Origin of the sequence: Vannielia sp., from assembly GCF_029212645.1 — a bacterium.
Lineage (GTDB): Bacteria > Pseudomonadota > Alphaproteobacteria > Rhodobacterales > Rhodobacteraceae > Vannielia.
Genome location: NZ_JARGND010000012.1, coordinates 1 through 19,508, shown reverse-complemented (window position 1 = coordinate 19,508; position 19,508 = coordinate 1). Strand labels below are relative to the sequence as shown.

Sequence of the window (19,508 nt, the reverse complement as noted above, 5' to 3'; positions counted from 1 at the left end):
TCCTTTTCGGCCCGGCCAATCCCGCCATCCGGCAGGTGAAAGCCCACCACGGCCATCTGCTCACTCACCAGCCGATCAAAGATCACGCCGCGCGTGCTGGCGGCAACTTCCGGGTTTTGATCAGAGCCGAGCGACCATGAAGGCCGCGCAAAGGCGAGGTGATGGTTGCCAATCGCATCGCCCACGATCAGCGCGGCATCATTGCCCTGACGCACCTCAAACCCCATGTGCCCCGGCGTGTGGCCCACCATGGCAATGGCGGAAACACCGGGCAGCACCTCATCCCCGTCGTTGAAAAACTCTACAGCGTCTTCAATCACTTCCATGCGGCGCTTGGCCCCCACAGCGAAAGACTGGCGCGCCGCGCCAATGGTGTTTACCGTTTCCGGGTTCCACCAATAATCCCATTCCTCGCGCCCCATCATGAAGGTGGCCTCGGTGAAGATCGGGTCGTCAAAATCATCGAGCAGGCCCCAAAGATGATCGGGGTGCGCGTGGGTAAACACCACATGCGTCACCTCCTCGGGGGCCACGCCCAGCGCATCGAGGCTGTCGAGCAGGCTGCCGGCGGAGGGCTGAAAATCGCCACCCGCGCCGACATCAAACAGCACCACATCATCGCCCTGGCGCAGCAGCGTTACGTTGCACTCAGGCTCCAGGGCCTTGGTGGATACGCCCAGCGGCTCAACGATTGCGGCCACCTGGTCCATTGGCAAGTCGCCAAAGATGAAATCTCCGGGCAGCATCAGGTTGCCATCGCTCACCGTGGTCAGCCGGGCCGCTCCCAGCGAAACCTCGGCCGTTGCCTTCAGTCCGGTGCCGAAAAGCCCCGCCGAAGCCGCAGCCCCGGCCATGAATACACGCCGTGAAACGTCCATGACATCCTCCCAGATATAGACAGTTGCGAATATGAACGTTTATGCGGCACCCGGCAAGCACCGCGCGGGCGATCACCCGTAACGGGCGACAAAGTTCCGCAAAATGCGCTCAGGCTCGCACACATCCGCCGCGCGGCACATCTCGATCAGCCCTTCGGCCTCTTCCGGCGCGAAATAGCCCTTGTGCTTGTAGATGTTGATCCGCGTTTCAAAGCCGCTCGCATCAGCCTCGGGATGGAATTGCGTCGCATAAACATGCTCGCCGTAGCGCAGCATCTGGAAGGGGCAGGCGGGGCTTTCCACCAGATGCACCGCGCCCTTTGGCAGCGCCTGCATCGCCTCCTTGTGGCCTACGAAGGCGTCAAATTCCTCGGCCACACCGTCAAGCAGCGGGTCGGGCGCGATGATCCGGCAGGGGGTGGTGCCCACCGGCTCGCCGTAGCGCTCCTTTGAAACCTCGCCGCCCAGATGCTTGCCCAGAATGCCGATGCCATAGCAGCAGCCCATGAAGGGCAGGTCACGCGCGGTGATTTCGGGCATGATCCCCAGCACCGCCGCCTCGATCTGCGCTTCAACCGGGGTTTTCGCTTCCGGCGGGTCGCTCACGCAGCCCGGACCGCCGCCCACGATCACCCCGGCATAGTCATCAAGGTTCAGTCCTTCCGACAGCGGTTCGCAATCCAGCCGCACCCGGCGCACATCGCCTTCGCTCAACCCGCCCTTGGCGAGGATCGCGGCGAACTCATCGTCAGAGGCATCGGCCTCGGGGCGCAATTGCAGGATCAAAAATGGCTTCATGCCGGGCGATGTAGCCGATGTGGCCGGTTTCGCCAATGGCGCGATCGGGGCCGGGGCGTGCCTGTTGACGGCCTGCCTTTCATTTTTGAATATGCATCACTTGTGTATGAGTTGTGCATCGGTTGTGTATGTGCGCTTTTCCGCACAATCGACCGTTCGCTGCGTTAACCTTTGCATTTATGCAGGGCTGTCGCCAAACCGCAGGTGCGCCATGATCTGCCCATGGTCAGAGGCGAGCTTGTTATAGGGCGCTTCCGGGTGGGATCCATCGGTCAGATGATCATTCAGCACGCTGAAATATTCCATCTGCGCCAGTGGGTTTTCGGCCTCGGGGTGGAAGTGGCGGGACAGCAGGATCTGGTCGATGCTCTCAAACACCCCACCAAAGGACGCGGTATAGACCATGTGGCGCAAGCTTTTGCGAACAAACAGTTTTTCGGCGCTGTGCAGGCGCATGGAATCGACCGCTTCGGTGATCTGCGCGGCCTGTTCCACGCTGTAGCGATCCCCCGGATGCCTGGCATCATGGCGCCGCATCCACGCGTAATTCTTGAACGGCGCTTCCCCGGTGATGATCTCGGTTGAAACCGCGTGCTCGCCATCGTTCAGATCGCCCATAACGATCACCGGATGGCCCTTTTTCAGCTCCGCCACAATCTCGCGCCGCAGCACCCAGGCCTCGGCCATGCGCCGCAGCGCCGCTCTGAGCGAGCCCATGGCGCGGCCCACCGCATCATAGTTGGTGAGGTTGGCTTCCGGTGCAAAATCAGCACCTTGCGGGGTGATGAACTCCCCCAGTTTTGATTTCAAGTGGCAGTTGAACACCGTGACAACCGTGCCAGCGACCGGCACCTTAACCTTTAGGATCGGCCGCGACAGCCGCTTGACGGTAAAGCTCCCCGCGCCATCCCCACCCAGCTCGCGCAGCGGAATTTCCAGCGGGTTATCAAGCACCTGGATGATTTCCGGCGCCTCAGAAAACCCCCGCCGGGACAGCACCGCCACCCCTGGACGGCGCTCCCCCGGCCCGCCGTCATTGGCGTTGGGCGCAAAGGCAATTTCGACAGTCTTTTCATAGGGTTGGTAGGCCAGTTTGCGAAAGATCGCCTTGCGCCGATAGGGTTTTGAGCCATCAGGGATCGACACCGCATTGCTCGCTTCGCCAATTTCATCGGCCTGTGCAATCACATCCCTTAACGCTTCAATGTCAAAAATCTCTTGAAAACCAATGAGATCGGCGTTGAGCGTTGCCACTTGCTCGGCCAGCCACCCGGCCTTCCACGCGTATTCTTCGAGGGTGTATTTCTCAAAGCGATAATACTCCTGCTCGGCCCCGATCAGGTTTTTCACGTTGAAGCTGGCAACCGTCCACTCAGTCATCGTCCATCTCCATAAGTGCTTATCGCAGTTGCAAAAATCGCCGGGTCAACATTGCCGCCCGTGGCCACCACCACCACGTCATCGCCCTCAATTTCGCTGCCATGGTAGAGCGCCGCTGCCAAAGCCACCGCCCCGCCCGGCTCCACCACGATTTTCAGCCGTTGGAACGCCGCCGCAACCGCGCGCAAGGCCTCTTCATCAGTCACGACAAGCCCGGAATCGCAGAGTTTTTTCATGATGGGGAAGGTGATGTCTCCCGGTTGTGGCGTTACGATGCTATCACAGATCGACCCGCCAAGCGTGGCGTTATGCTCAATCTTGCCCGCCTCAAGCGAGCGCGCCACATCGTCAAATCCCGCCGGCTCGACTGGCCGCACCCGGAAGCTTGGTGCTGCTTCAGCGAGCGCAAGTGCGATCCCCGAGGTCAGCCCGCCGCCGCCGCAGCATACCAAAACCTCGCCGCTATCCACCTCGGCCTCGGCGGTTTGTTGGGCGATTTCAAGGCCTACGGTGCCTTGCCCGGCAATCACCTGAGGCTCATCATAAGGCCGGATGAGGGTGAGGTCGCGGCCCTTTGCCAATGCGGCGCCAATCTCCTCCCGGTTCTCCGTGGTGCGATCATAGGTGACAACATCAGCCCCCAAGGCGCGGGTGTTGGCCAGCTTGATCGCTGGCGCATCCGAGGGCATCACGATCACCGCTGCCCGCCCATGCGCCTTGGCCGCCGCCGCAACGCCCTGTGCGTGGTTGCCGCTGGAATAGGCCAAAACGCCGCCCTCGCCGGTAAGCGCGGAGACAGCCGACCAGCCGCCGCGAAACTTGAAGCTGCCGGTGTGTTGCAAGCACTCGGCCTTCACCCAAACGCGCCGCCCTGCGATGTCGTCGAGGAAGGGGGAGTTCAGCAGCGGTGTTACCCTCGCGTGCCCCTTCAGCTGGGTTGCGGCGGCTTCTATGAGGTTGAAATTCAACGCAACTTTTCCAGCCATTGATCGATGGCCTTGAGCGCCTCTGGCTCATCAAGGAAGGGGATATGGGCGCGGTCGGGCACCGAGGCAAACACCATATCGGGGCGTTTCTCGCGCATCTTGCGTGCGGTTTCGCGGCTCAACAGGTCAGAGTTTTCGGCCCGGATCAGCGCCAGTGGCAGCCCTTCCAAGGCATCGAACAAATCCCAGGCGTCGGGGTTTTCGTCTTCGAAAGCGGCGATAAAGGCCTGCCTTAGCGCCGGATCGTAATTGATTTTCAACCCGTCTGCGGTTTCATCATAGTGTTTGCGGGCTTCTTCCAGCCAGCGCTCGGCGGGGACGTTTTCAAACCCCGGCATCGCACCGGGCAGGGCGGCGGCAAGGTCTGCGTGGGTGCGTGCGGCGGGGTTGCGGCCAACATAGTCGATGATGTGCTCCAACCCTTCGCGCTCGATCACCGGGCCCACATCGTTTAGGCAAAGGCCCAGCACACGGTCGCGCTTCATCGCGCCAAGGCCAAGGCCGATCAACCCGCCGCGTGACGTGCCGATGATCGCAGCGGCTGGCAGGCCAAGATGGTCGAGCAGTTGAAGCTGGTCCTTGGCCTCGTGGCCAACGGTGTAGGTATCGGCCCCCGTCCAGGCCGAGCCGCCGCGCCCGCGATAGTCAGGCCGGATCACGCGGTAGCCGCTGAGGTGCGGCATCAGATAATCAAAGTCACTTGCGTTACGCGTGAGACCGGCAAGGCACAAAAGCGGCAGGCCTTCGCCCTCGTCACGGTAGTGGATACGGGTGCCGTCGGTTGTGATAAAACTGGACATCAGAGTCTTCCTGCGAGATCGGGGATGGGGGTGAGATCGGTAAGTTCATGCGCCGGGCGCCATGGTAAACGGTCCATCGGCAGGCCGCCACGGTTGACCCACGCGGTTTGAAAGCCATAGCCCGCGGCGGCGGCGGCGTCCCAGCCGTTGGAGGACACAAAGAGCACCTCTGCGGGGGCGGTGCCAAGGTGCGTTTCGACCAGATCATAAACGCGGCGATCGGGCTTGAAAACGCCCACCTCCTCAACCGAGATCACCGCATCAAGAACCGGCTCAACCCCGGCAGAGGTGACCGCGCCGGAGAGCATATCGGGGGAGCCATTGGAAAGGATCGCGGTGGTATAGCCGCTGGCCTTCAACTGAGACAGCATTTCAGGGACTTCGGGGTAGGCAGACAGCTCGAAGTAAAGCGCAAGCAGGCGCTCACGCAGCAGTGGATCGGCCAGATTTTGCTCAGCGAGGGCATAATCCAGCGCCTCCCCGGTGACTTGCCAGAAATCATCATGCGTATCGGTTACGGCCCGCAGCCAGGAATAGCCCAGCTGCTTTTGGCGCCAGGTTTCTGCCAAGGCTTGCCAGCAGCCTGCCAGCGCCTCCTGCCCCGGCTCTGCAGCCGCTTCACGCGCAGCGGCGGCGACATCAAAGAGTGTTCCGTATGCGTCAAACACGCAGGCCTTGATTGCCATCTCTTCCCCCCATTGTCTGCGGCAGACTGGCACAGCCGCGCGCGAGGCGGAAGGGCTGTGCTAAGGTCTGGCAGGGAATCGTGCGATGGACCGAGGAGGAGCGACCATGGCTGGCCATCACGGAACCGTCTGGTGGAGTGAATTGATGACCCGCGATCTGGAAGGCGCGCGGGATTATTACGCCCAGGTGTGCGGCTGGGAGTATGAGGAGCGCCGGATCAACGGCACGCCTTACCTGTTGGCCACGCGGTTGGGCCGCCCGGTGGCCGGGTTGATGCAGATGACCCCTGAGATGGGCGATGCGCCTGCCCATTGGGTGACCTACCTTGCCGTCAGCGATCTTGCCCATGCCATCCGCGATACGCGAGCGGAGGGCGGTGAGTTGATCCGTGCGCCTTTTGATGTGCGCGGGATTGGGCGGATTGCGATGGTGAAAGACCCAACAGGCGCGGTAGCGGGGCTGATGATCCCCGAGGAAAGCCTGATGGCCCAGCCGAGCCTCACCGCCTTTGTGGCGGAGGTGGCCGAGAGCGACGACGACTTTGATCTAGATAATGTACCTGTCTAGCAGCGCGTAACCGCCCCAGAAATGTGCCGCCAGGGTGAAGAGATAGGCAAAGGCGGCGAGTGTCCCCTGGCCTTTGGTCATGGGCCGCTGAAATGTGCTTTCATCCTGCCCGGAGAACAGCGATTGGGCTGAGAAAAACGCGAAGAAAAACAGCAGGGTTGATTGCATCCAAAGCGCGGTTGCGGCGAGGGCGGCGCTCATGGCGAAGGCCGCGATCCGGCCAAGTGGTTTCCAGAACGTCTCGGCCAGGATCTTCACGCAGCGTCCACCGTCGAGCGGCCAATAGGGCAGGAGGTTGAAGAAATTCATCAGCCCTGTGACGGCGGCAAAAACCCAGAGCGCGCGCGAAACCTCGGGCGCGCGCCACAGGAAATAATCTGACAGCGCGTAGCTGAGCACCATCGGGGCCAAGCAAATGCCCGGCCCCATCAGCGTGATGAAAAAGCTCTCGGCCTGGGTGTCTGGCACCCGGTTGGAGATGGCGACCCCGCCAAACAGGGGCACAAGGCGGAAGCGGGCGTCAGTGTGGCCCGCGACGCGGTAGGCCGCGACATGGCCAAACTCGTGGATCACCACCGAAGCCGTTAGCGCGATGCCGTAGAGGGGGCCAAAGACCCATGCCGCCAGTGCAAAGGCGGCGGCCCCCATCATCAGCCCGTTCCTGTCGAGCGAATGCACGCGCAGTCCGGTCGCGGAAACAAGGCCGCCGCGTAGGCAGAACATGGTGAAAGCGCAAAGCGCAAAGGCAAAAAGCAAGGCTGTCATGCCGTGCTCATCACACTCAAATCCGGCGTCATTTGGGCGAAAACCGGGTGACGCCGGGCCAGGGCCTAAAGGTTATCGGGCTGCGGCATTGAGAGGATGTGGAAGCCGCCATCAACGTGGATGATTTCACCCGATGTGCAGGCTCCGGCGTCGGAGGCGAGGTAAACGGCGGTGCCGCCCACGGCATCCAGCGTGGCATTCTCGCGCAGTGGCGCATTGGCCCCGGTGAAGCGGAAGGTCTTGCGCGCGCCGCCGATCGCCGCGCCGGCGAGGGTTTTCATCGGGCCGGGGGAGATTGCGTTGACGCGGATGCCATCTGGGCCAAGATCGTTGGCCAGATAGCGCACCGAGCTTTCCAGCGCCGCCTTGGCCACGCCCATCACGTTGTAATAGGGGGTCACGCGGTTGGAGCCTTGATAGGTGAGGGTGAGCAGGGTGCCGCCCTCTTTCATCAGCGGTGCGGCGCGGCGGGCGACATCAATCAACGAAAAGCATGAGATTGTCAGCGAGTTGCGAAAATTCTCCCGCGTGGTGTTGATGAAACGCCCGGCCAGTTCGTTCTTGTCGGAATAGGCAATCGCGTGAACGACAAAATCAAGCCCGCCCCAACGCTCTGAAATCTTTGCAAAAGCGCCGTCCAGAGACTCATCGTCGGTCACATCGACATCCAGCAGAAAGTCACTTCCGAGGGTGGCCGCGAGGGGTTTGACCCGTTTGCCAAAAGCATCGCCCTGATAGCTGAAGGCAAGCTCGGCGCCCGCATCGGCCATCGCCCTGGCGATCCCCCAGGCGATGGACCTGTCGTTTGCCACGCCCATGATAAGGCCACGCTTTCCCTGCATCGAATCTGACATTTTGCTACCCGTGGAATTTACTCATGATCAGCGAGCCATTGGTGCCGCCGAAGCCGAAGCTGTTGGAGAGCACCGTGTCGAGATCGACGTTCTCGCGGGTTTCCGTGACGATCTCGTCAGGGTGAAGCGCGGGATCCAGCTCTGTGATATTGGCCGAAGCCTGGATGAAACGATTTTCCATCATCAGGATGGAGTAGATGACTTCGAGCACGCCTGTCGCGCCCTGGCTATGGCCTGCAAGCGACTTGGAGGAGGAGATTGGCGGCGTATTGCCCTCGCCAAACACCCGGCGGATCGCCTCGACTTCCACCACATCGCCCACCGGCGTCGCGGTGCCGTGGGCGTTGATGTAATCCACTTTGCGGTCACCGATGGTGGATAGGGCCAGTTTCATCGCCCGCTCACCGCCTTCGCCGGAGGGGGCGACCATATCGGCCCCGTCAGAGGTGGCACCGTAGCCGGTGACTTCGGCGTAGATTTTGGCACCGCGGGCTTTGGCGTGCTCCAGTTCTTCCACCACCACAACGCCGCCGCCGCCGGAGATGACAAAGCCATCGCGGGTGGCGTCATAAGGGCGGGAGGCCTGCTGGGGGGTGTCGTTGTATTTGCTCGACATCGCGCCCATTGCGTCAAACAGGCAGGACAGGGTCCAGTCCACCTCTTCGCCGCCACCGGCAAAGACCACATCCTGCTTGCCCATCTGAATCTGCTCCACGGCGTTGCCGATGCAGTGCAGCGAGGTCGAGCAGGCCGAGGTGATGCTGTAGTTGATGCCCTTGATCGCAAACGGCGTGGCAAGGCAGGCGGAGTTGGTGGAGCTCATGCAGCGCGTCACCATGAACGGCCCCATCCGCTTGGGCGAACCCTTTTCCATCACGATTCTATGCGCGGCAAAGAAATTGGAGGTCGACGGACCGCCAGAGCCCATGATCAGCCCGGTGCGCACGTTGGAAACATCGTTTTGCTCCAGCCCGCTATCGGCAATCGCCTGCTCCATCGCGATGAAGTTATAGGCCGCCCCCGGCCCCATGAAGCGCAGGTTGCGCTTGTCTATGTGCTCGGCGGGGTCGATATCGGGCTTGCCGTGAATGCACGAGCGAAAGCCGTGCTCCACATAGTCCTCGGCGGCACGGATGCCCGAACGGCCCGTGCGCAGGCTATCTGTCACCTCTTCGGCGGTGTTGCCGATGGGGGAGACGACCCCGATCCCGGTAATGACGACACGACGCATATGTGATTTCGCTCCCTTGGTGGCCACGCTGGGCGCGGCCCTTGGTCGATGGTTCAGTCAGTAAACAGGCCAACCTTCATGCCTTCGGCGGTGAAGGCGAGGCGGCCGTCGGCGAAGATTTTGCCATTGGCAATGCCCAGTTTCAGCTTGCGATCCATCACGCGGGTGAAGTCCACGTGGTATTCGATCTGCTTGATCTCCGGCGTGATCATCTCGGTGAATTTCACCTCACCCACGCCAAGCGCACGACCGCGCCCCAGCATCCCGCGCCAGCCAAGGTTGAACCCGGTGAGCTGCCACAGGCCATCAAGGCCAAGGCAGCCGGGCATCACCGGATCGCCGGGGAAGTGACAGGCAAAGAACCACAGGTTCGGGTGGATATCAAACTCGGCCCGCACATGGCCTTTGCCGTTTTCGCCGCCGTCGTCCGAAATGTCGGTGACGCGGTCCATCATCAGCATCGGCGGCTCTGGAAGCTGCGGGTTGCCGGGGCCAAAAAGCTCGCCCTTTGCGCATTTCAGAAGCCCGTCCTTGTCAAAACTGCTCGGATGATTGGCCATTCGGCGTTGTCTCCCATTCGGTCCTTTCAGGACCACTTTGCTTTGCAAACTTGCGTTCAGACTCGTCTACCATCGGCGGCTTGGGGGGCGCAATAGCGCTTGGGTTGGCGAAGTTGCGAGCTATTTTCAATTGAAAATGCCCCGCCACAGCCGGTATACCCCAAGGCAAGTCAGGAAAATGGACCCAACTGGTATGCAAACTGTGACCCGTGAACGTGGAGCGAAATGGCTGGAACAGGGCGGATTGCGCCCGACACGGCAGCGGATCGCCCTGGCCTCGCTGCTGGTGGGCGATGGGCATGATCGCCACGTTACCGCTGAAAGCCTGTTTGATATGACCCGCGAAGCCGGCGAAAAGGTATCGCTGGCAACGGTTTACAATACCCTGCGGGCCTTTTGCTCAGCCGGGCTGATGCAGGAAATCACGGTGGATGGCAGCCGCAGCTACTTTGACACCTGCACATCCGATCACCCGCATTTTTACTGGGAAGACAGCCAGTCTCTTACCGATGCGCCCGCCGAACAGCTGCGCATTGCCGCGGTGCCGGATGCGCCCGAGGGCACTGAAATTGCCAAGGTTGATGTGGTGATCCGCCTGCGCCGGAGCTGATCCGCGCCAATAGGGCAGCGCTCAAGCCGTTAAAACCACTGGCCCGGTTCCATCAGCCCCAAATCCAGCAATTGCTGGCTGTGCCATTCAAACTTTGTTGAGTTGTGCCACTTGAAACTGTCGATATCGTAGCGGCTGCCCGGATTTGATTTGAGCGCCTTCGCCGTGCGGAAAGAACAGATCGTTGCCGTGAGGTTGTGATGCCAGGGGCAGGCGTAGGTGTTGTATTCCTCGTCCGTGAAGGTGTGATTGGGCAGCAGTTTCAGGTCTGGCTTGGCGCGAAACAGGCCAATCCGGTCAATCCGGCGACGATCTGCCGCGATGTGCTCCTCAAACCGCCAGCGCAAGCCGCCAAAGAAATCCAACTGGCGTTCCTTCGGGTAATTGTGGTTGGCCGGATCGGGGCGGGCGAGGGCGTAGTAGCCGGATTTATCGAGATGCGCGGTTTCGATCGACACGGCATTTGGCGAGGTGTTCAAATTTTCGGCGTATAGGTCCACCACATAGGTGAGCATGGCATCCCGCCGTTCCTCCACATGGAAGGTCAGCATTTCACCCACGGTGCGGTTTTCGCAAAACGGGGAAAAGAGATACTCGGCATTGAAGCAGTAGTAGAGCCACGTGCCCGGCTTGGCGGCGGCAATGATCGGGTTGATCGCATTGATCAGCGCATCATCCGCGTGCATGTCATAGTTGATCCGGTGCACGAGCGCTTCGAGCGTGGCGGTCAGCTCCAGCATATCGGGGGCCAGCAGGATAACCTCCTTGAAGCCCGCGAGGCTGTGATGGCGGATCGTGGTTTCAACCTCGACCAGATCTTCGACACAGATCACCGCCACTGGCCCTTTTTGGAGCGCCGCGCTGTTCTGGTCGAGGAATGCCTGTAGCGAGCTGTATCTCATGGGGTTCTCTGGCTGTCCGTCGTTGATCGCAAACTAGTGTTAACATCCCCCCAAGCGCAACCGTTGCGGGGAGGGGGGGCTTAGGATATGCACCGCGCAACTTTCCCTCAGGTGCGCGTGATGACCAAGAAGCTCTATATCAAGACCTATGGCTGTCAGATGAATGTGTATGACAGCGAGCGCATGGCCGAGGCGCTGGACGGCTATGAGCAGGTCAACAGCCCTGATGGCGCTGACATGATCCTGCTCAACACCTGTCATATCCGCGAAAAAGCCGCTGAAAAGATTTACTCCGAACTGGGCCGCTACCGGGGGCTGAAAGAGGCAAATCCTGACCTCAAGATCGGTGTGGCCGGATGCGTGGCGCAGGCCGAGGGGGAAGAGGTTATGCGCCGCCAGCCGTTGGTTGATATCGTCGTTGGCCCGCAAAGCTACCATCGCCTGCCTGAGCTTGAGGCAAAGGCCGCGCGGGGCGAAAAGGCGCTGGATACGGACTTCCCCGAAGAAGACAAGTTTGAGAAGTTGAAGACCCGCCCCAAGGCGCAACGTGGTCCGACGGCGTTTTTGACGGTGCAGGAGGGCTGCGACAAGTTCTGCGCCTTCTGCGTGGTGCCCTATACCCGTGGGGCAGAGGTGTCGCGCCCGGTGGCGCGGGTGCTGGCCGAGGCGGAGGATCTGGTGTCGCGCGGGGTGCGTGAGATCACCCTGCTTGGGCAAAACGTGAACGCCTATCATGGTGCGGACGGTGGGGAAACATGGGGGCTGGCGCGCTTGATCCGGCGGCTGGCCGAGATTGATGAGCTAAAGCGCATCCGTTTCACCACCTCCCACCCCAACGACATGGAAGATGACCTTATCACCGCCCATGGTGATTGCGAAAAGCTCATGCCCTATCTGCATCTTCCGGTGCAATCCGGCTCTGACAGGATCCTCAAGCGGATGGCCCGCAAGCACACGGCGGCGGAGTATATCCGCCTGATCGAGCGGATCCGTGAGGCCCGCCCGGATTTGCTGCTCTCGGGGGATTTTATCGTGGGCTTCCCTGAAGAGACCGAAGAGGATTTTCAGGCGACGATGGCGCTGATCGAAGCGGTGAATTACGGGCAGGCCTATTCCTTCAAGTATTCCTCCCGTCCCGGCACCCCTGCTGCGGAGCGCGCCGAGGTTGACCCGGAGGTTGCCGCAGACCGGCTGCAAAGGTTGCAAGCCCTTTTGACCCGCCAACAAAAGGCGGCACAGGATGCGATGGTGGGCCGCGAGATAGATGTGCTCTTTGAGAAGCCGGGCCGTTTGCCGGGGCAGATGGTGGGCAAGTCGGGATATCTTCATGCGGTGCATGTGACCGGGGAGGTTGCGGTTGGCCAAATCTCCCGAGTCCGGATCACCGAGAGCGGGCCAAATTCGCTCGGCGGCACGCTTCTCTGATTTTCTGATCAAATTGGCTGCGATTTGCGCGACAATTCCGCTTGCTCGGCGTGGTTGTTGCCAATTTCGACACAATATATGGCCAAAACCGCTTCACACGCCCCTAAAACGTGTTAAATTTAGCCAATAGTGTGGTTGGAGCGTTGGGGGATGCAATCCGTAGCTCCGCATAATTTAATTGGCAGAGGACGGAATGCGCGTGACCTATAGGATTTCCAAAGCAACACGGGCGCTTGCCGGGGGCGTGATGGCGCTTGCGGCGGCGTTCACTCTCTCAACGCTTCCCGCAGCGGCGCAGGAACTGGATGGCGTGGGGATCGTGTCTTCCGAGCGCTATGCGCCCACGGTTTGGGTTGATCCGGATGGATGCGAGCACTGGGTGATGGACGACGGCGTGGAAGGGTACATGACCCCGCATGTCAGCCGTCAGGGCATCCCGGTTTGCCGCCGTGGCAACGTGTGTGGCGTGATGAACTCAGACCAGCTTTTTGCCACCGATAGCGCGCGGATCAGTGCCGCCGGCAAGAAGCGGCTCGCCAGTTTCTTCCGCTCCAGCAAGGCACGGGCCTTTATCATTGCCGGTCACACCGATGCGCGGGCCAGCGATGAATACAACATGAAGCTTTCCTACCGTCGCGCCGTGAGCGTGGCCAAGGTGGGCAAGGGCGTTGGTGGCAAGATCGTTGACGTGCGTGGATATGGTGAGCGGATGCCGCTGGCCTCCAACCGCACCGCCGCTGGCATGCAAAAGAACCGCCGCGTCGAAATTATCTGCATCAAGTAAGGGACAAGCAACATGAAAATCATCAAGCCTATCGTGCTTCTTGCCGTTGCCGCCTCCCTTTCGGGGTGTCTCGGTGAAAAAACAAACAAAACCATCGACCGTGGCTTTGACAGCAAGGACCTGAGCCAGCTGAAAGCCGGCGTCTGGATTGATCCGAACGGCTGCGACCACTGGATCATCGACGACGGTGTTGAAGGCTACCTGAGCCAGCGACTCGACAAGTTCGGCAAGCCGGTTTGCTCGGGCGCCGGTCCTTCAAGCTCCACTGTGGGTGACTTCAAATCCGGCTCGGCCTTCCCCGACCCGATCTAAGCCGCTTCGGCGTGCCGGGCCTGCCCGGAAAACCATCAAAAGGGGCCGTGTGCAGCCAGCACGCGGCCCTTTTTCATGTCAAATGCGTGAAATTTACGCACAGCCCGCTTGCCAGATACCCCGTGGCTTGGCAGCATGGTTGAAGGAGACGCAATATATAGCCCAATACGGGCCTCAAACACCGGAGACGCATTATTTGGGAATCAGCGCCCTGACCGCCCCGCCAAACCCCGAGGATATTCTGGAAACCCCGCTGGAATTCCCTGACAATCTCCTCTTGATCGAGCTTTGCGGAGAGTTTGACCGCAACCTTGCCCAGATCGAACATGCTGTTGGTGTGCAGATCTTGCGGCGCGGCAACCAGTTGGCGCTGGTCGGCGAGGCTGGCCCAAGGTCTCAGGCGGCGGTGATCTTGCAAGAGCTATACGCCAAGCTGGAAGCCGGGCGGAATATCGAACCGGGGGATGTGGATGGCGCGATCCGAATGGGGGGCGAGATTGGCGAAACCTCCGAACGTGCCGCCGAAGGCCAGCTGGAAATGTTCCACGGTGGCCGGGTCGAGATCAAAACCCGCAAGAAGATTGTGGAGCCGCGTACCGAAGCGCAAAAGGCCTACGTGCGTTCCTTGTTCGAGAACGAACTTGGCTTTGGCATTGGGCCTGCGGGCACCGGCAAGACCTATCTGGCGGTCGCTGTTGGGGTGAACCTGTTTCTTGCGGGCAATGTGGACCGGATCATCCTGAGCCGTCCGGCGGTGGAAGCGGGCGAGAAGCTTGGCTACCTGCCCGGCGACATGAAGGAAAAGGTCGATCCCTATATGCAGCCGCTTTACGACGCGCTGAACGATTTTTTGCCTTCCAAACAGGTGCAAAAGCTGATCGAGGACAAGCGCATCGAAATCGCGCCTCTGGCCTTTATGCGGGGGCGCACGCTGGCCAATGCCTTTGTGGTGCTTGACGAGGCGCAGAACGCGACGACCATGCAGATGAAGATGTTTCTCACCCGGCTTGGCGAGGGATCGCGCATGGTGATCACCGGGGACCGCAGCCAGGTTGACCTGCCGCGCGGTGTGCAATCGGGGCTGCGGGATGCGGAAAAGCTGCTGGAGGGGGTGCAGGGTATTTCGTTCAACTATTTCACCGCCAAGGACGTGGTGCGCCACCCGCTTGTTGCGCGGATCATCGAAGCCTATGACAAGGCGGAAGTGCAGGGCTGAGGGTGTGACCCTTCCTGAATTGTGCGCGTGCCGCGCGTTGCGTTAACGGTTGTGATGGGGGCGTTGCCCCCAAACCCCCAGGGATATTTAGAGCAAGAAAATGGATCTGGACGTTGTTCTGGAAGATGACCGTTGGAAAGCGATTGGGCTTGAAGTGCTTTCCCAGCGGGCGGTTGCGGCAGTGCTTGCCCATCAGCGCATTGCGGATGGCGCGGAGCTGGCCATTTTGGCGGCGGATGACGCGCGCATCGCAACGCTGAACGAAGCGCATCGCGGAAAGGCTCAGCCCACGAATGTGCTGTCCTGGCCCGCACAGGAGTTGCAGCCGGAGGCGGCAGGCGGTGAGCCATTTGCCGCCGAGGCTGACCCTGACGGCAGCATCCCGCTGGGAGATATTGCACTGGCCTATGAAACTTGCGCGCGTGAGGCGGAGGAGGGAGGCATCCCCTTTGGCGATCACCTGACGCATTTGATCGTTCATGGCACGATGCATCTGTTGGGTTACGATCACATTAACGACGCAGACGCGGAGCTGATGGAGGCCCGCGAGGCGGAAGTACTTGCAAAGCTGGGTCTTGCGAACCCATATGAGGCTTAGGCCCCAGGACGGGCTGGCATTTGGAAAGGGACGATGGGCGAAAGTTCGGAGGGGCCGTCTAGCGCCGCGCAAAGCGCGCCAGACGACGAGAGTAGCGAAGCCAAGGGCCTTTGGGGCCGGTTGGCTGATGTGATTTTTCCCGGTGAGGAAGATGAAGACGCCGCCGATGGCGAGGCTTCGGCGCGGGATGGAGCGAAGGAGGCTGGCGCGGCGATGCTGGGCCTTGGCAATCTGCACCGGATGCGGGTGGAGGATGTGGCAATCCCGAAGGCCGAAATTCTGGCCGTTCCGGTGGACATTGAAAAAGATGATCTGGTGGCGGTGTTTCGGGATAGCGGCATGTCACGCTTGCCGGTGTACGAGGGCACGCTCGACAGCCCGGTTGGCATGGTTCACCTGAAAGATTTTGCGCTGAAATACGGCTTCAACGGCGATGGCGCGGGGTTTGAGCTGCGGCCCATGGTGCGGCCCTTGCTTTATGCCCCTCCGTCGATGCCGATTGGCGTGCTTTTGCAGAAGATGCAATCGGACCGGGTGCATATGGCGCTGGTGATCGACGAATATGGCGGCACCGATGGTTTGGTGACGATCGAGGATTTGATCGAGCAGGTGATCGGTGAGATCGAGGATGAGCACGACATAGAAGAAGGTGCGCTTTGGACCGAGGAGAAGTCGGGCCAGTATCTGGCCATGGCGCGCACCCCGCTTGAGGATTTCGAGGAAGAGACCGGCGTGTCGCTTGCCGATGCCGAGGAGCTTGAAGAGGTCGACACGCTTGGCGGGCTTGTGTTCATGCTCACCGGGCGGGTGCCGATCCGGGGGGAGGTTGTGCCGCATCCCACGGGGGCCGAATTCGAGGTGGTTGATGCCGATGCCCGGCGGGTAAAGCGCCTGCGGGTGCGTTTGCCGGTGGAGGGCGAGGCCGCCAGTGAGTAAAGCCATGCCCGACAGGCTGGCCGGCTGGGTCGCCGGGCGCTGGGGCAGTTTCATACTGTTTGCCGCCTTGGGCGGGGTTATGGCGCTGGGGCAGGCCCCGGTTGGCTGGCCGTGGCTGGCCTGGCTGGCGCTGGTATTGGCGTTTGGCCTGTTCACCTTGGTCAACCGCGCGAGGGCAGCGGCGTGGCGCGGCTGGGCGCTGGGCGTCGGTTACTTCGCGGGCACCACCTTTTGGATCGTTGAGCCGTTTTTCGTGGACCCATGGCGGCACGGCTGGATGGCCCCCTTTGCGCTTGCGGGCATGGCGGGGGGCTTTGCGATATTGTGGAGCGCCGCTTTTGGGATGGCCGCCGGGCTGGGGCGAGGCCCTTCACGGCGGGCGCTTTGGGGGGCGATGTTGCTGGTGGCGGCAGAGCTGCTGCGCGCGCATCTGTGGACGGGCTTTCCATGGGCGCTGCTTGGGCACATCTGGATCGGCCAGCCGCAAATGCACCTGGCGGCGTTGGGTGGGCCCCATCTGCTGACGCTGTTCACCTGCGTTTCGGCGGCCCTGCCAGCGGTGCTTGGCGCGCGGCGCGCGGCCTTGGGCGGGATTGCGGCGGTGATCCTGCTGGCCCTTCCGGTGCCTTATGGGCTGTGGCGTGCGGGCTTGCCGGTAGAAGGCGGCGGGCCGGTGGTGCGGCTGGTGCAGCCCAATGCGCCCCAGCATGAAAAGTGGGATCCTGAGCGGATTCCGGTGTTTTTTGAGCGGCTCCTGGAGGAAACATCGGCCCCCGCAGAGCAGGTGGGCGAACCGGCTCTGGTGGCCTGGCCCGAAACCTCGCTGGCCTATCTTCTGGAGCCGGGCAACGGCACCGCGCAGATCGTAGCGGCGGCGGCGGGGGGTGTTCCGATTGTGGTGGGCTTGCAGCAGTGGGACGGGCGCGCGGCGCGCAACTCATTGGTGGTGATCGCGCCAGATGCCAGCGTGACCGCAAGCTATGACAAATCCCACCTCGTTCCGTTTGGCGAATATATCCCCGGCGGGCATTTGCTGGGCCGCTTCGCGCCGCAAGGCTTGGCAGAGGCGGCGATGCAGGGCTTTGAGCCGGGGGGCGGGCTGCGGCTGATCGCGCCGGGCGCGGGGCTGGGGCGGTTCTTGCCGCTGATCTGCTACGAGGCGATCTTTGCCGAAGAGATCAACGCCGCCCCGCGGGCGGATTGGGTGCTGCATATCACCAATGATGCGTGGTTTGGCACCGTCTCGGGGCCGTATCAGCACCTTGCGCAGGCGCGGTTACGGGCGGTTGAGCAAGGGGTGCCGGTGCTGCGGGCGGCAAACACCGGCGTTTCTGCGGTGATCGACGCGCAGGGCCGGATGGTGGCCTCGCTGCCGATGGGGGCGTCAGGGCATATTGACGCCCCGCTGCCGCCGCGCCTCAGCACGCCGCCGCCCTATCGCCATTGGGGGGATTGGCCGGTGTTCGCCGTGCTTGTTCTGGCCGCATTGATGCTGCTGGCTCTACCGGGGCGTGCCATTCCGGTTGACCCGAGAGGGGCTTCGGACTAGGCAGGCGCAACTGTCGCCACAACGGCTTCCTGGCGTGGCGGGCACTAATCTCAATGGAGCACTACCCCAAAATGTCTCGTCAGAACTATACCTTTACCTCGGAATCTGTTTCCGAAGGCCACCCCGACAAGGTTTGTGACCGCATCTCCGATGCCATTCTTGATGCCTTCCTCGCAGAGGATGATCAGGCGCGTGTGGCCTGCGAGACCTTCGCAACCACCGACCGCGTTGTCATCGGCGGCGAAGTGCGCGGCCCCGGCAGCGTGATCGAACGCGTCGAAGAGATCGCGCGGGATTGCGTGAAAGACATCGGCTATGAGCAGAAGGGCTTTCACTGGGCCAATATGCATGTGGATAACTACCTGCACGCGCAATCCGCCGACATCGCGCAGGGCGTTGATGCGGCTGGCAACAAGGATGAGGGCGCTGGCGATCAGGGCATCATGTTTGGCTATGCGGTTGATGAAACCGAAGAGCTGATGCCCGCGCCGATCCACTATGCGCACCAGATCCTCAAAACCCTCGCCGAAGTGCGCAAGAACGGCACCGAGCCAAAGCTTGGCCCGGACATGAAGAGCCAGTTTTCGCTGCGCTATGAAAATGGCAAGCCGGTGGAGGCGACCTCGATCGTGCTCTCGGCCCAGCATATTGATCCTGATCTGACGTCCGAGGATATGCGCGGCATCGTTGAGCCCTATATCACCAAAATCCTGCCGGAAGGCTGGATCACCGGCGCAACCGAGTGGTGGATCAACCCCACCGGCAAGTTTGTTATCGGTGGGCCGGACGGTGACGCGGGCCTCACGGGCCGCAAGATCATTGTGGATACCTACGGTGGCGCGGCCCCGCATGGTGGCGGCGCTTTCTCGGGCAAAGACCCAACCAAGGTTGACCGTTCGGCTGCCTATGCGGCGCGCTATCTGGCCAAGAACGTGGTTGCTGCGGGCCTTGCACGCAAGTGCACGCTTCAGCTTTCCTATGCGATTGGTGTGAGCAAACCGCTTTCGATCTATGTGGAAACGCATGGCACCAGCGAAGTGCATGAGGCCGAGATCGAAGCCGCGATCCCCAAGGTGATGGACCTGACCCCGCGCGGCATCCGCACCCATCTGGCGCTGAACAAGCCGGTCTTCGAGCGCACGGCGGCCTACGGCCACTTTGGCCGCGCCCCGGAGGCCGATGGCGGCTTCTCCTGGGAGCGGACGGATCTGGCCGAGGCGCTGAAAAAGGCGCTTTAAGGCCAACCAAATCACAGTGAAAAACCCGCCTGCCAGCCCGGTACGGCGGGTTTTTTGCTTTTGACAGGGTGCGCGGTGCGAGTGCCGCAGTTTTTCCTCTGCTTGCAGCGCCATCACAATGGCGCGCCATTGTGCTTTCCTGGACTCAGGTGCAATCCCTTTGCGCTTGTTGGTGAAATTCGCCGCAAATTAGCTCGATTTTCATGATTTCCTGTTTTTGTTGAGAGCAGGAGGCGCAAGCCATGGGCATCAAGACCATCGAAGTTTTCTACAACGTCAACCGTATCCCCGATATGCAACCCGGTGATTGGGACGCCGCGATGGACTTTCGCGATGCCGCCATGACCCTGATCGAAGACGCGCTCATGGAGGCGCGGGCAGGCGAATGGGAAGGCGCGGAAATTGGCTCTAACCCGGCGACCGGCGAACCCG

The 19,508-nt window shown here is 61.4% G+C and carries 22 protein-coding genes and 1 riboswitch; of the genes, 11 read left to right on the top strand and 11 right to left on the bottom strand.

What is annotated here, in order from left to right:
* The 6 genes from P1U55_RS05790 to P1U55_RS05765 form a co-directional block, all read right to left on the bottom strand.
* Window positions 1-878, bottom strand: an 878-nt coding sequence (locus P1U55_RS05790) for an MBL fold metallo-hydrolase (RefSeq protein WP_301046581.1), incomplete at its 3' end; no start/stop codon positions are given.
* Window positions 879-950: 72 nt separating this feature from the next.
* Window positions 951-1,676 carry a glutamine amidotransferase gene (locus P1U55_RS05785; protein WP_301046580.1) on the bottom strand — a complete coding sequence of 242 codons (726 nt, stop codon included), beginning with the start codon at window positions 1,674-1,676 and terminating at the stop codon, window positions 951-953.
* A gap of 177 nt (window positions 1,677-1,853) precedes the next feature.
* Window positions 1,854-3,056, bottom strand: coding sequence for an endonuclease/exonuclease/phosphatase family protein (locus P1U55_RS05780; protein ID WP_301046579.1), 1,203 nt, complete (start codon window positions 3,054-3,056; stop codon window positions 1,854-1,856).
* Complete coding sequence (locus P1U55_RS05775; protein WP_301046578.1) at window positions 3,053-4,042, bottom strand: threonine/serine dehydratase; 990 nt, start codon at window positions 4,040-4,042, stop codon at window positions 3,053-3,055. Before P1U55_RS05775 ends, P1U55_RS05780 begins: the two co-directional genes overlap by 4 nt.
* Window positions 4,021-4,842 carry an alpha/beta hydrolase gene (locus P1U55_RS05770; RefSeq protein WP_301046577.1) on the bottom strand — a complete coding sequence of 274 codons (822 nt, stop codon included), beginning with the start codon at window positions 4,840-4,842 and terminating at the stop codon, window positions 4,021-4,023. Before P1U55_RS05770 ends, P1U55_RS05775 begins: the two co-directional genes overlap by 22 nt.
* Window positions 4,842-5,528 (bottom strand): haloacid dehalogenase type II, encoded by a 687-nt coding sequence (locus tag P1U55_RS05765; protein WP_301046576.1) that lies wholly within the window; start codon window positions 5,526-5,528, stop codon window positions 4,842-4,844. Before P1U55_RS05765 ends, P1U55_RS05770 begins: the two co-directional genes overlap by 1 nt.
* Before the next feature lie 106 nt (window positions 5,529-5,634).
* Here P1U55_RS05765 and P1U55_RS05760 point away from each other — a divergent pair, with 106 nt between their 5' ends.
* Window positions 5,635-6,096: a VOC family protein gene (locus P1U55_RS05760; protein WP_301046575.1), complete on the top strand. Its 462-nt coding sequence runs from the start codon at window positions 5,635-5,637 to the stop codon at window positions 6,094-6,096.
* On the opposite strand, the gene P1U55_RS05755 is transcribed toward P1U55_RS05760, so the two are convergent.
* The 4 genes from P1U55_RS05755 to fabA all read right to left on the bottom strand — a co-directional run bounded on the left by P1U55_RS05755 (window position 6,076) and on the right by fabA (window position 9,506).
* The gene (locus tag P1U55_RS05755) at window positions 6,076-6,861 is read right to left on the bottom strand and encodes a metalloprotease (RefSeq protein ID WP_301046574.1); all 786 of its coding nucleotides are present in this window, start codon (window positions 6,859-6,861) and stop codon (window positions 6,076-6,078) included. The two genes, P1U55_RS05760 and P1U55_RS05755, sit on opposite strands and share 21 nt — an antisense overlap.
* 65 nt (window positions 6,862-6,926) lie before the next feature.
* Complete coding sequence (locus P1U55_RS05750; RefSeq protein WP_301046573.1) at window positions 6,927-7,715, bottom strand: SDR family oxidoreductase; 789 nt, start codon at window positions 7,713-7,715, stop codon at window positions 6,927-6,929.
* A gap of 4 nt (window positions 7,716-7,719) precedes the next feature.
* Complete coding sequence (fabB, locus tag P1U55_RS05745) at window positions 7,720-8,946, bottom strand: beta-ketoacyl-ACP synthase I (protein WP_301046572.1); 1,227 nt, start codon at window positions 8,944-8,946, stop codon at window positions 7,720-7,722.
* 53 nt (window positions 8,947-8,999) lie between these two features.
* Window positions 9,000-9,506 carry a bifunctional 3-hydroxydecanoyl-ACP dehydratase/trans-2-decenoyl-ACP isomerase gene (gene fabA, locus P1U55_RS05740; protein WP_301046571.1) on the bottom strand — a complete coding sequence of 169 codons (507 nt, stop codon included), beginning with the start codon at window positions 9,504-9,506 and terminating at the stop codon, window positions 9,000-9,002.
* 193 nt (window positions 9,507-9,699) lie between these two features.
* Between fabA and irr the strand changes: the two genes are divergently transcribed.
* Window positions 9,700-10,116 carry a Fur family transcriptional regulator Irr gene (irr, locus tag P1U55_RS05735; RefSeq protein ID WP_301046570.1) on the top strand — a complete coding sequence of 139 codons (417 nt, stop codon included), beginning with the start codon at window positions 9,700-9,702 and terminating at the stop codon, window positions 10,114-10,116.
* Between the two features lie 29 nt (window positions 10,117-10,145).
* Here irr and P1U55_RS05730 read toward each other — a convergent pair whose 3' ends face one another.
* On the bottom strand, window positions 10,146-11,018 hold the full coding sequence (locus P1U55_RS05730; protein WP_301046569.1) for a hypothetical protein: 873 nt from the start codon (window positions 11,016-11,018) through the stop codon (window positions 10,146-10,148).
* Window positions 11,019-11,138: 120 nt separating this feature from the next.
* On the opposite strand from P1U55_RS05730, the gene miaB reads away from it, so the two are divergent.
* From miaB to P1U55_RS05685, 9 genes are all read left to right on the top strand, one after another.
* Window positions 11,139-12,443 (top strand): tRNA (N6-isopentenyl adenosine(37)-C2)-methylthiotransferase MiaB, encoded by a 1,305-nt coding sequence (gene miaB / locus P1U55_RS05725; protein ID WP_301046568.1) that lies wholly within the window; start codon window positions 11,139-11,141, stop codon window positions 12,441-12,443.
* A gap of 199 nt (window positions 12,444-12,642) precedes the next feature.
* Window positions 12,643-13,227, top strand: a complete 585-nt coding sequence (locus P1U55_RS05720) for an OmpA family protein (protein WP_301046567.1) — start codon at window positions 12,643-12,645, stop codon at window positions 13,225-13,227.
* Between the two features lie 12 nt (window positions 13,228-13,239).
* A complete protein-coding gene (locus tag P1U55_RS05715) occupies window positions 13,240-13,539 on the top strand; it encodes a hypothetical protein (RefSeq protein WP_301046566.1) in 300 nt (99 codons plus the stop codon).
* A gap of 196 nt (window positions 13,540-13,735) precedes the next feature.
* Window positions 13,736-14,755 (top strand): PhoH family protein, encoded by a 1,020-nt coding sequence (locus P1U55_RS05710; RefSeq protein ID WP_301046565.1) that lies wholly within the window; start codon window positions 13,736-13,738, stop codon window positions 14,753-14,755.
* Between the two features lie 100 nt (window positions 14,756-14,855).
* Window positions 14,856-15,353 carry an rRNA maturation RNase YbeY gene (gene ybeY, locus P1U55_RS05705; RefSeq protein WP_301046564.1) on the top strand — a complete coding sequence of 166 codons (498 nt, stop codon included), beginning with the start codon at window positions 14,856-14,858 and terminating at the stop codon, window positions 15,351-15,353.
* Between the two features lie 33 nt (window positions 15,354-15,386).
* Window positions 15,387-16,289, top strand: coding sequence for a transporter associated domain-containing protein (locus tag P1U55_RS05700; protein ID WP_301046563.1), 903 nt, complete (start codon window positions 15,387-15,389; stop codon window positions 16,287-16,289).
* 4 nt (window positions 16,290-16,293) lie between these two features.
* Window positions 16,294-17,838, top strand: coding sequence for an apolipoprotein N-acyltransferase (lnt, locus tag P1U55_RS05695; protein ID WP_301046562.1), 1,545 nt, complete (start codon window positions 16,294-16,296; stop codon window positions 17,836-17,838).
* Window positions 17,839-17,848: 10 nt separating this feature from the next.
* A riboswitch (SAM-SAH riboswitch) is annotated at window positions 17,849-17,899 on the top strand.
* Between the two features lie 10 nt (window positions 17,900-17,909).
* On the top strand, window positions 17,910-19,076 hold the full coding sequence (metK, locus tag P1U55_RS05690) for a methionine adenosyltransferase (RefSeq protein WP_301046561.1): 1,167 nt from the start codon (window positions 17,910-17,912) through the stop codon (window positions 19,074-19,076).
* 242 nt (window positions 19,077-19,318) lie between these two features.
* On the top strand, window positions 19,319-19,508 hold a 190-nt coding region (locus P1U55_RS05685), incomplete at its 3' end, for a hypothetical protein (RefSeq protein WP_301046560.1).

Bases quoted from the DNA above. Each gene is read 5' to 3' on its own strand.
- lnt (WP_301046562.1), top strand. From the start codon at position 16,294: ATGCCCGACAGGCTGGCCGGCTGGGTCGCCGGGCGCTGGGGCAGTTTC.
- P1U55_RS05700 (WP_301046563.1), top strand. From the start codon at position 15,387: ATGGGCGAAAGTTCGGAGGGGCCGTCTAGCGCCGCGCAAAGCGCGCCA.
- metK (WP_301046561.1), top strand. From the start codon at position 17,910: ATGTCTCGTCAGAACTATACCTTTACCTCGGAATCTGTTTCCGAAGGC.
- fabB (WP_301046572.1), bottom strand. From the start codon at position 8,946: ATGCGTCGTGTCGTCATTACCGGGATCGGGGTCGTCTCCCCCATCGGC.
- fabA (WP_301046571.1), bottom strand. From the start codon at position 9,506: ATGGCCAATCATCCGAGCAGTTTTGACAAGGACGGGCTTCTGAAATGC.
- P1U55_RS05770 (WP_301046577.1), bottom strand. From the start codon at position 4,842: ATGTCCAGTTTTATCACAACCGACGGCACCCGTATCCACTACCGTGAC.
- P1U55_RS05750 (WP_301046573.1), bottom strand. From the start codon at position 7,715: ATGTCAGATTCGATGCAGGGAAAGCGTGGCCTTATCATGGGCGTGGCA.
- miaB (WP_301046568.1), top strand. From the start codon at position 11,139: ATGACCAAGAAGCTCTATATCAAGACCTATGGCTGTCAGATGAATGTG.
- P1U55_RS05730 (WP_301046569.1), bottom strand. From the start codon at position 11,018: ATGAGATACAGCTCGCTACAGGCATTCCTCGACCAGAACAGCGCGGCG.
- P1U55_RS05775 (WP_301046578.1), bottom strand. From the start codon at position 4,042: ATGGCTGGAAAAGTTGCGTTGAATTTCAACCTCATAGAAGCCGCCGCA.
- P1U55_RS05760 (WP_301046575.1), top strand. From the start codon at position 5,635: ATGGCTGGCCATCACGGAACCGTCTGGTGGAGTGAATTGATGACCCGC.
- P1U55_RS05785 (WP_301046580.1), bottom strand. From the start codon at position 1,676: ATGAAGCCATTTTTGATCCTGCAATTGCGCCCCGAGGCCGATGCCTCT.
- irr (WP_301046570.1), top strand. From the start codon at position 9,700: ATGCAAACTGTGACCCGTGAACGTGGAGCGAAATGGCTGGAACAGGGC.
- P1U55_RS05715 (WP_301046566.1), top strand. From the start codon at position 13,240: ATGAAAATCATCAAGCCTATCGTGCTTCTTGCCGTTGCCGCCTCCCTT.
- P1U55_RS05755 (WP_301046574.1), bottom strand. From the start codon at position 6,861: ATGACAGCCTTGCTTTTTGCCTTTGCGCTTTGCGCTTTCACCATGTTC.
- ybeY (WP_301046564.1), top strand. From the start codon at position 14,856: ATGGATCTGGACGTTGTTCTGGAAGATGACCGTTGGAAAGCGATTGGG.
- P1U55_RS05780 (WP_301046579.1), bottom strand. From the start codon at position 3,056: ATGACTGAGTGGACGGTTGCCAGCTTCAACGTGAAAAACCTGATCGGG.
- P1U55_RS05765 (WP_301046576.1), bottom strand. From the start codon at position 5,528: ATGGCAATCAAGGCCTGCGTGTTTGACGCATACGGAACACTCTTTGAT.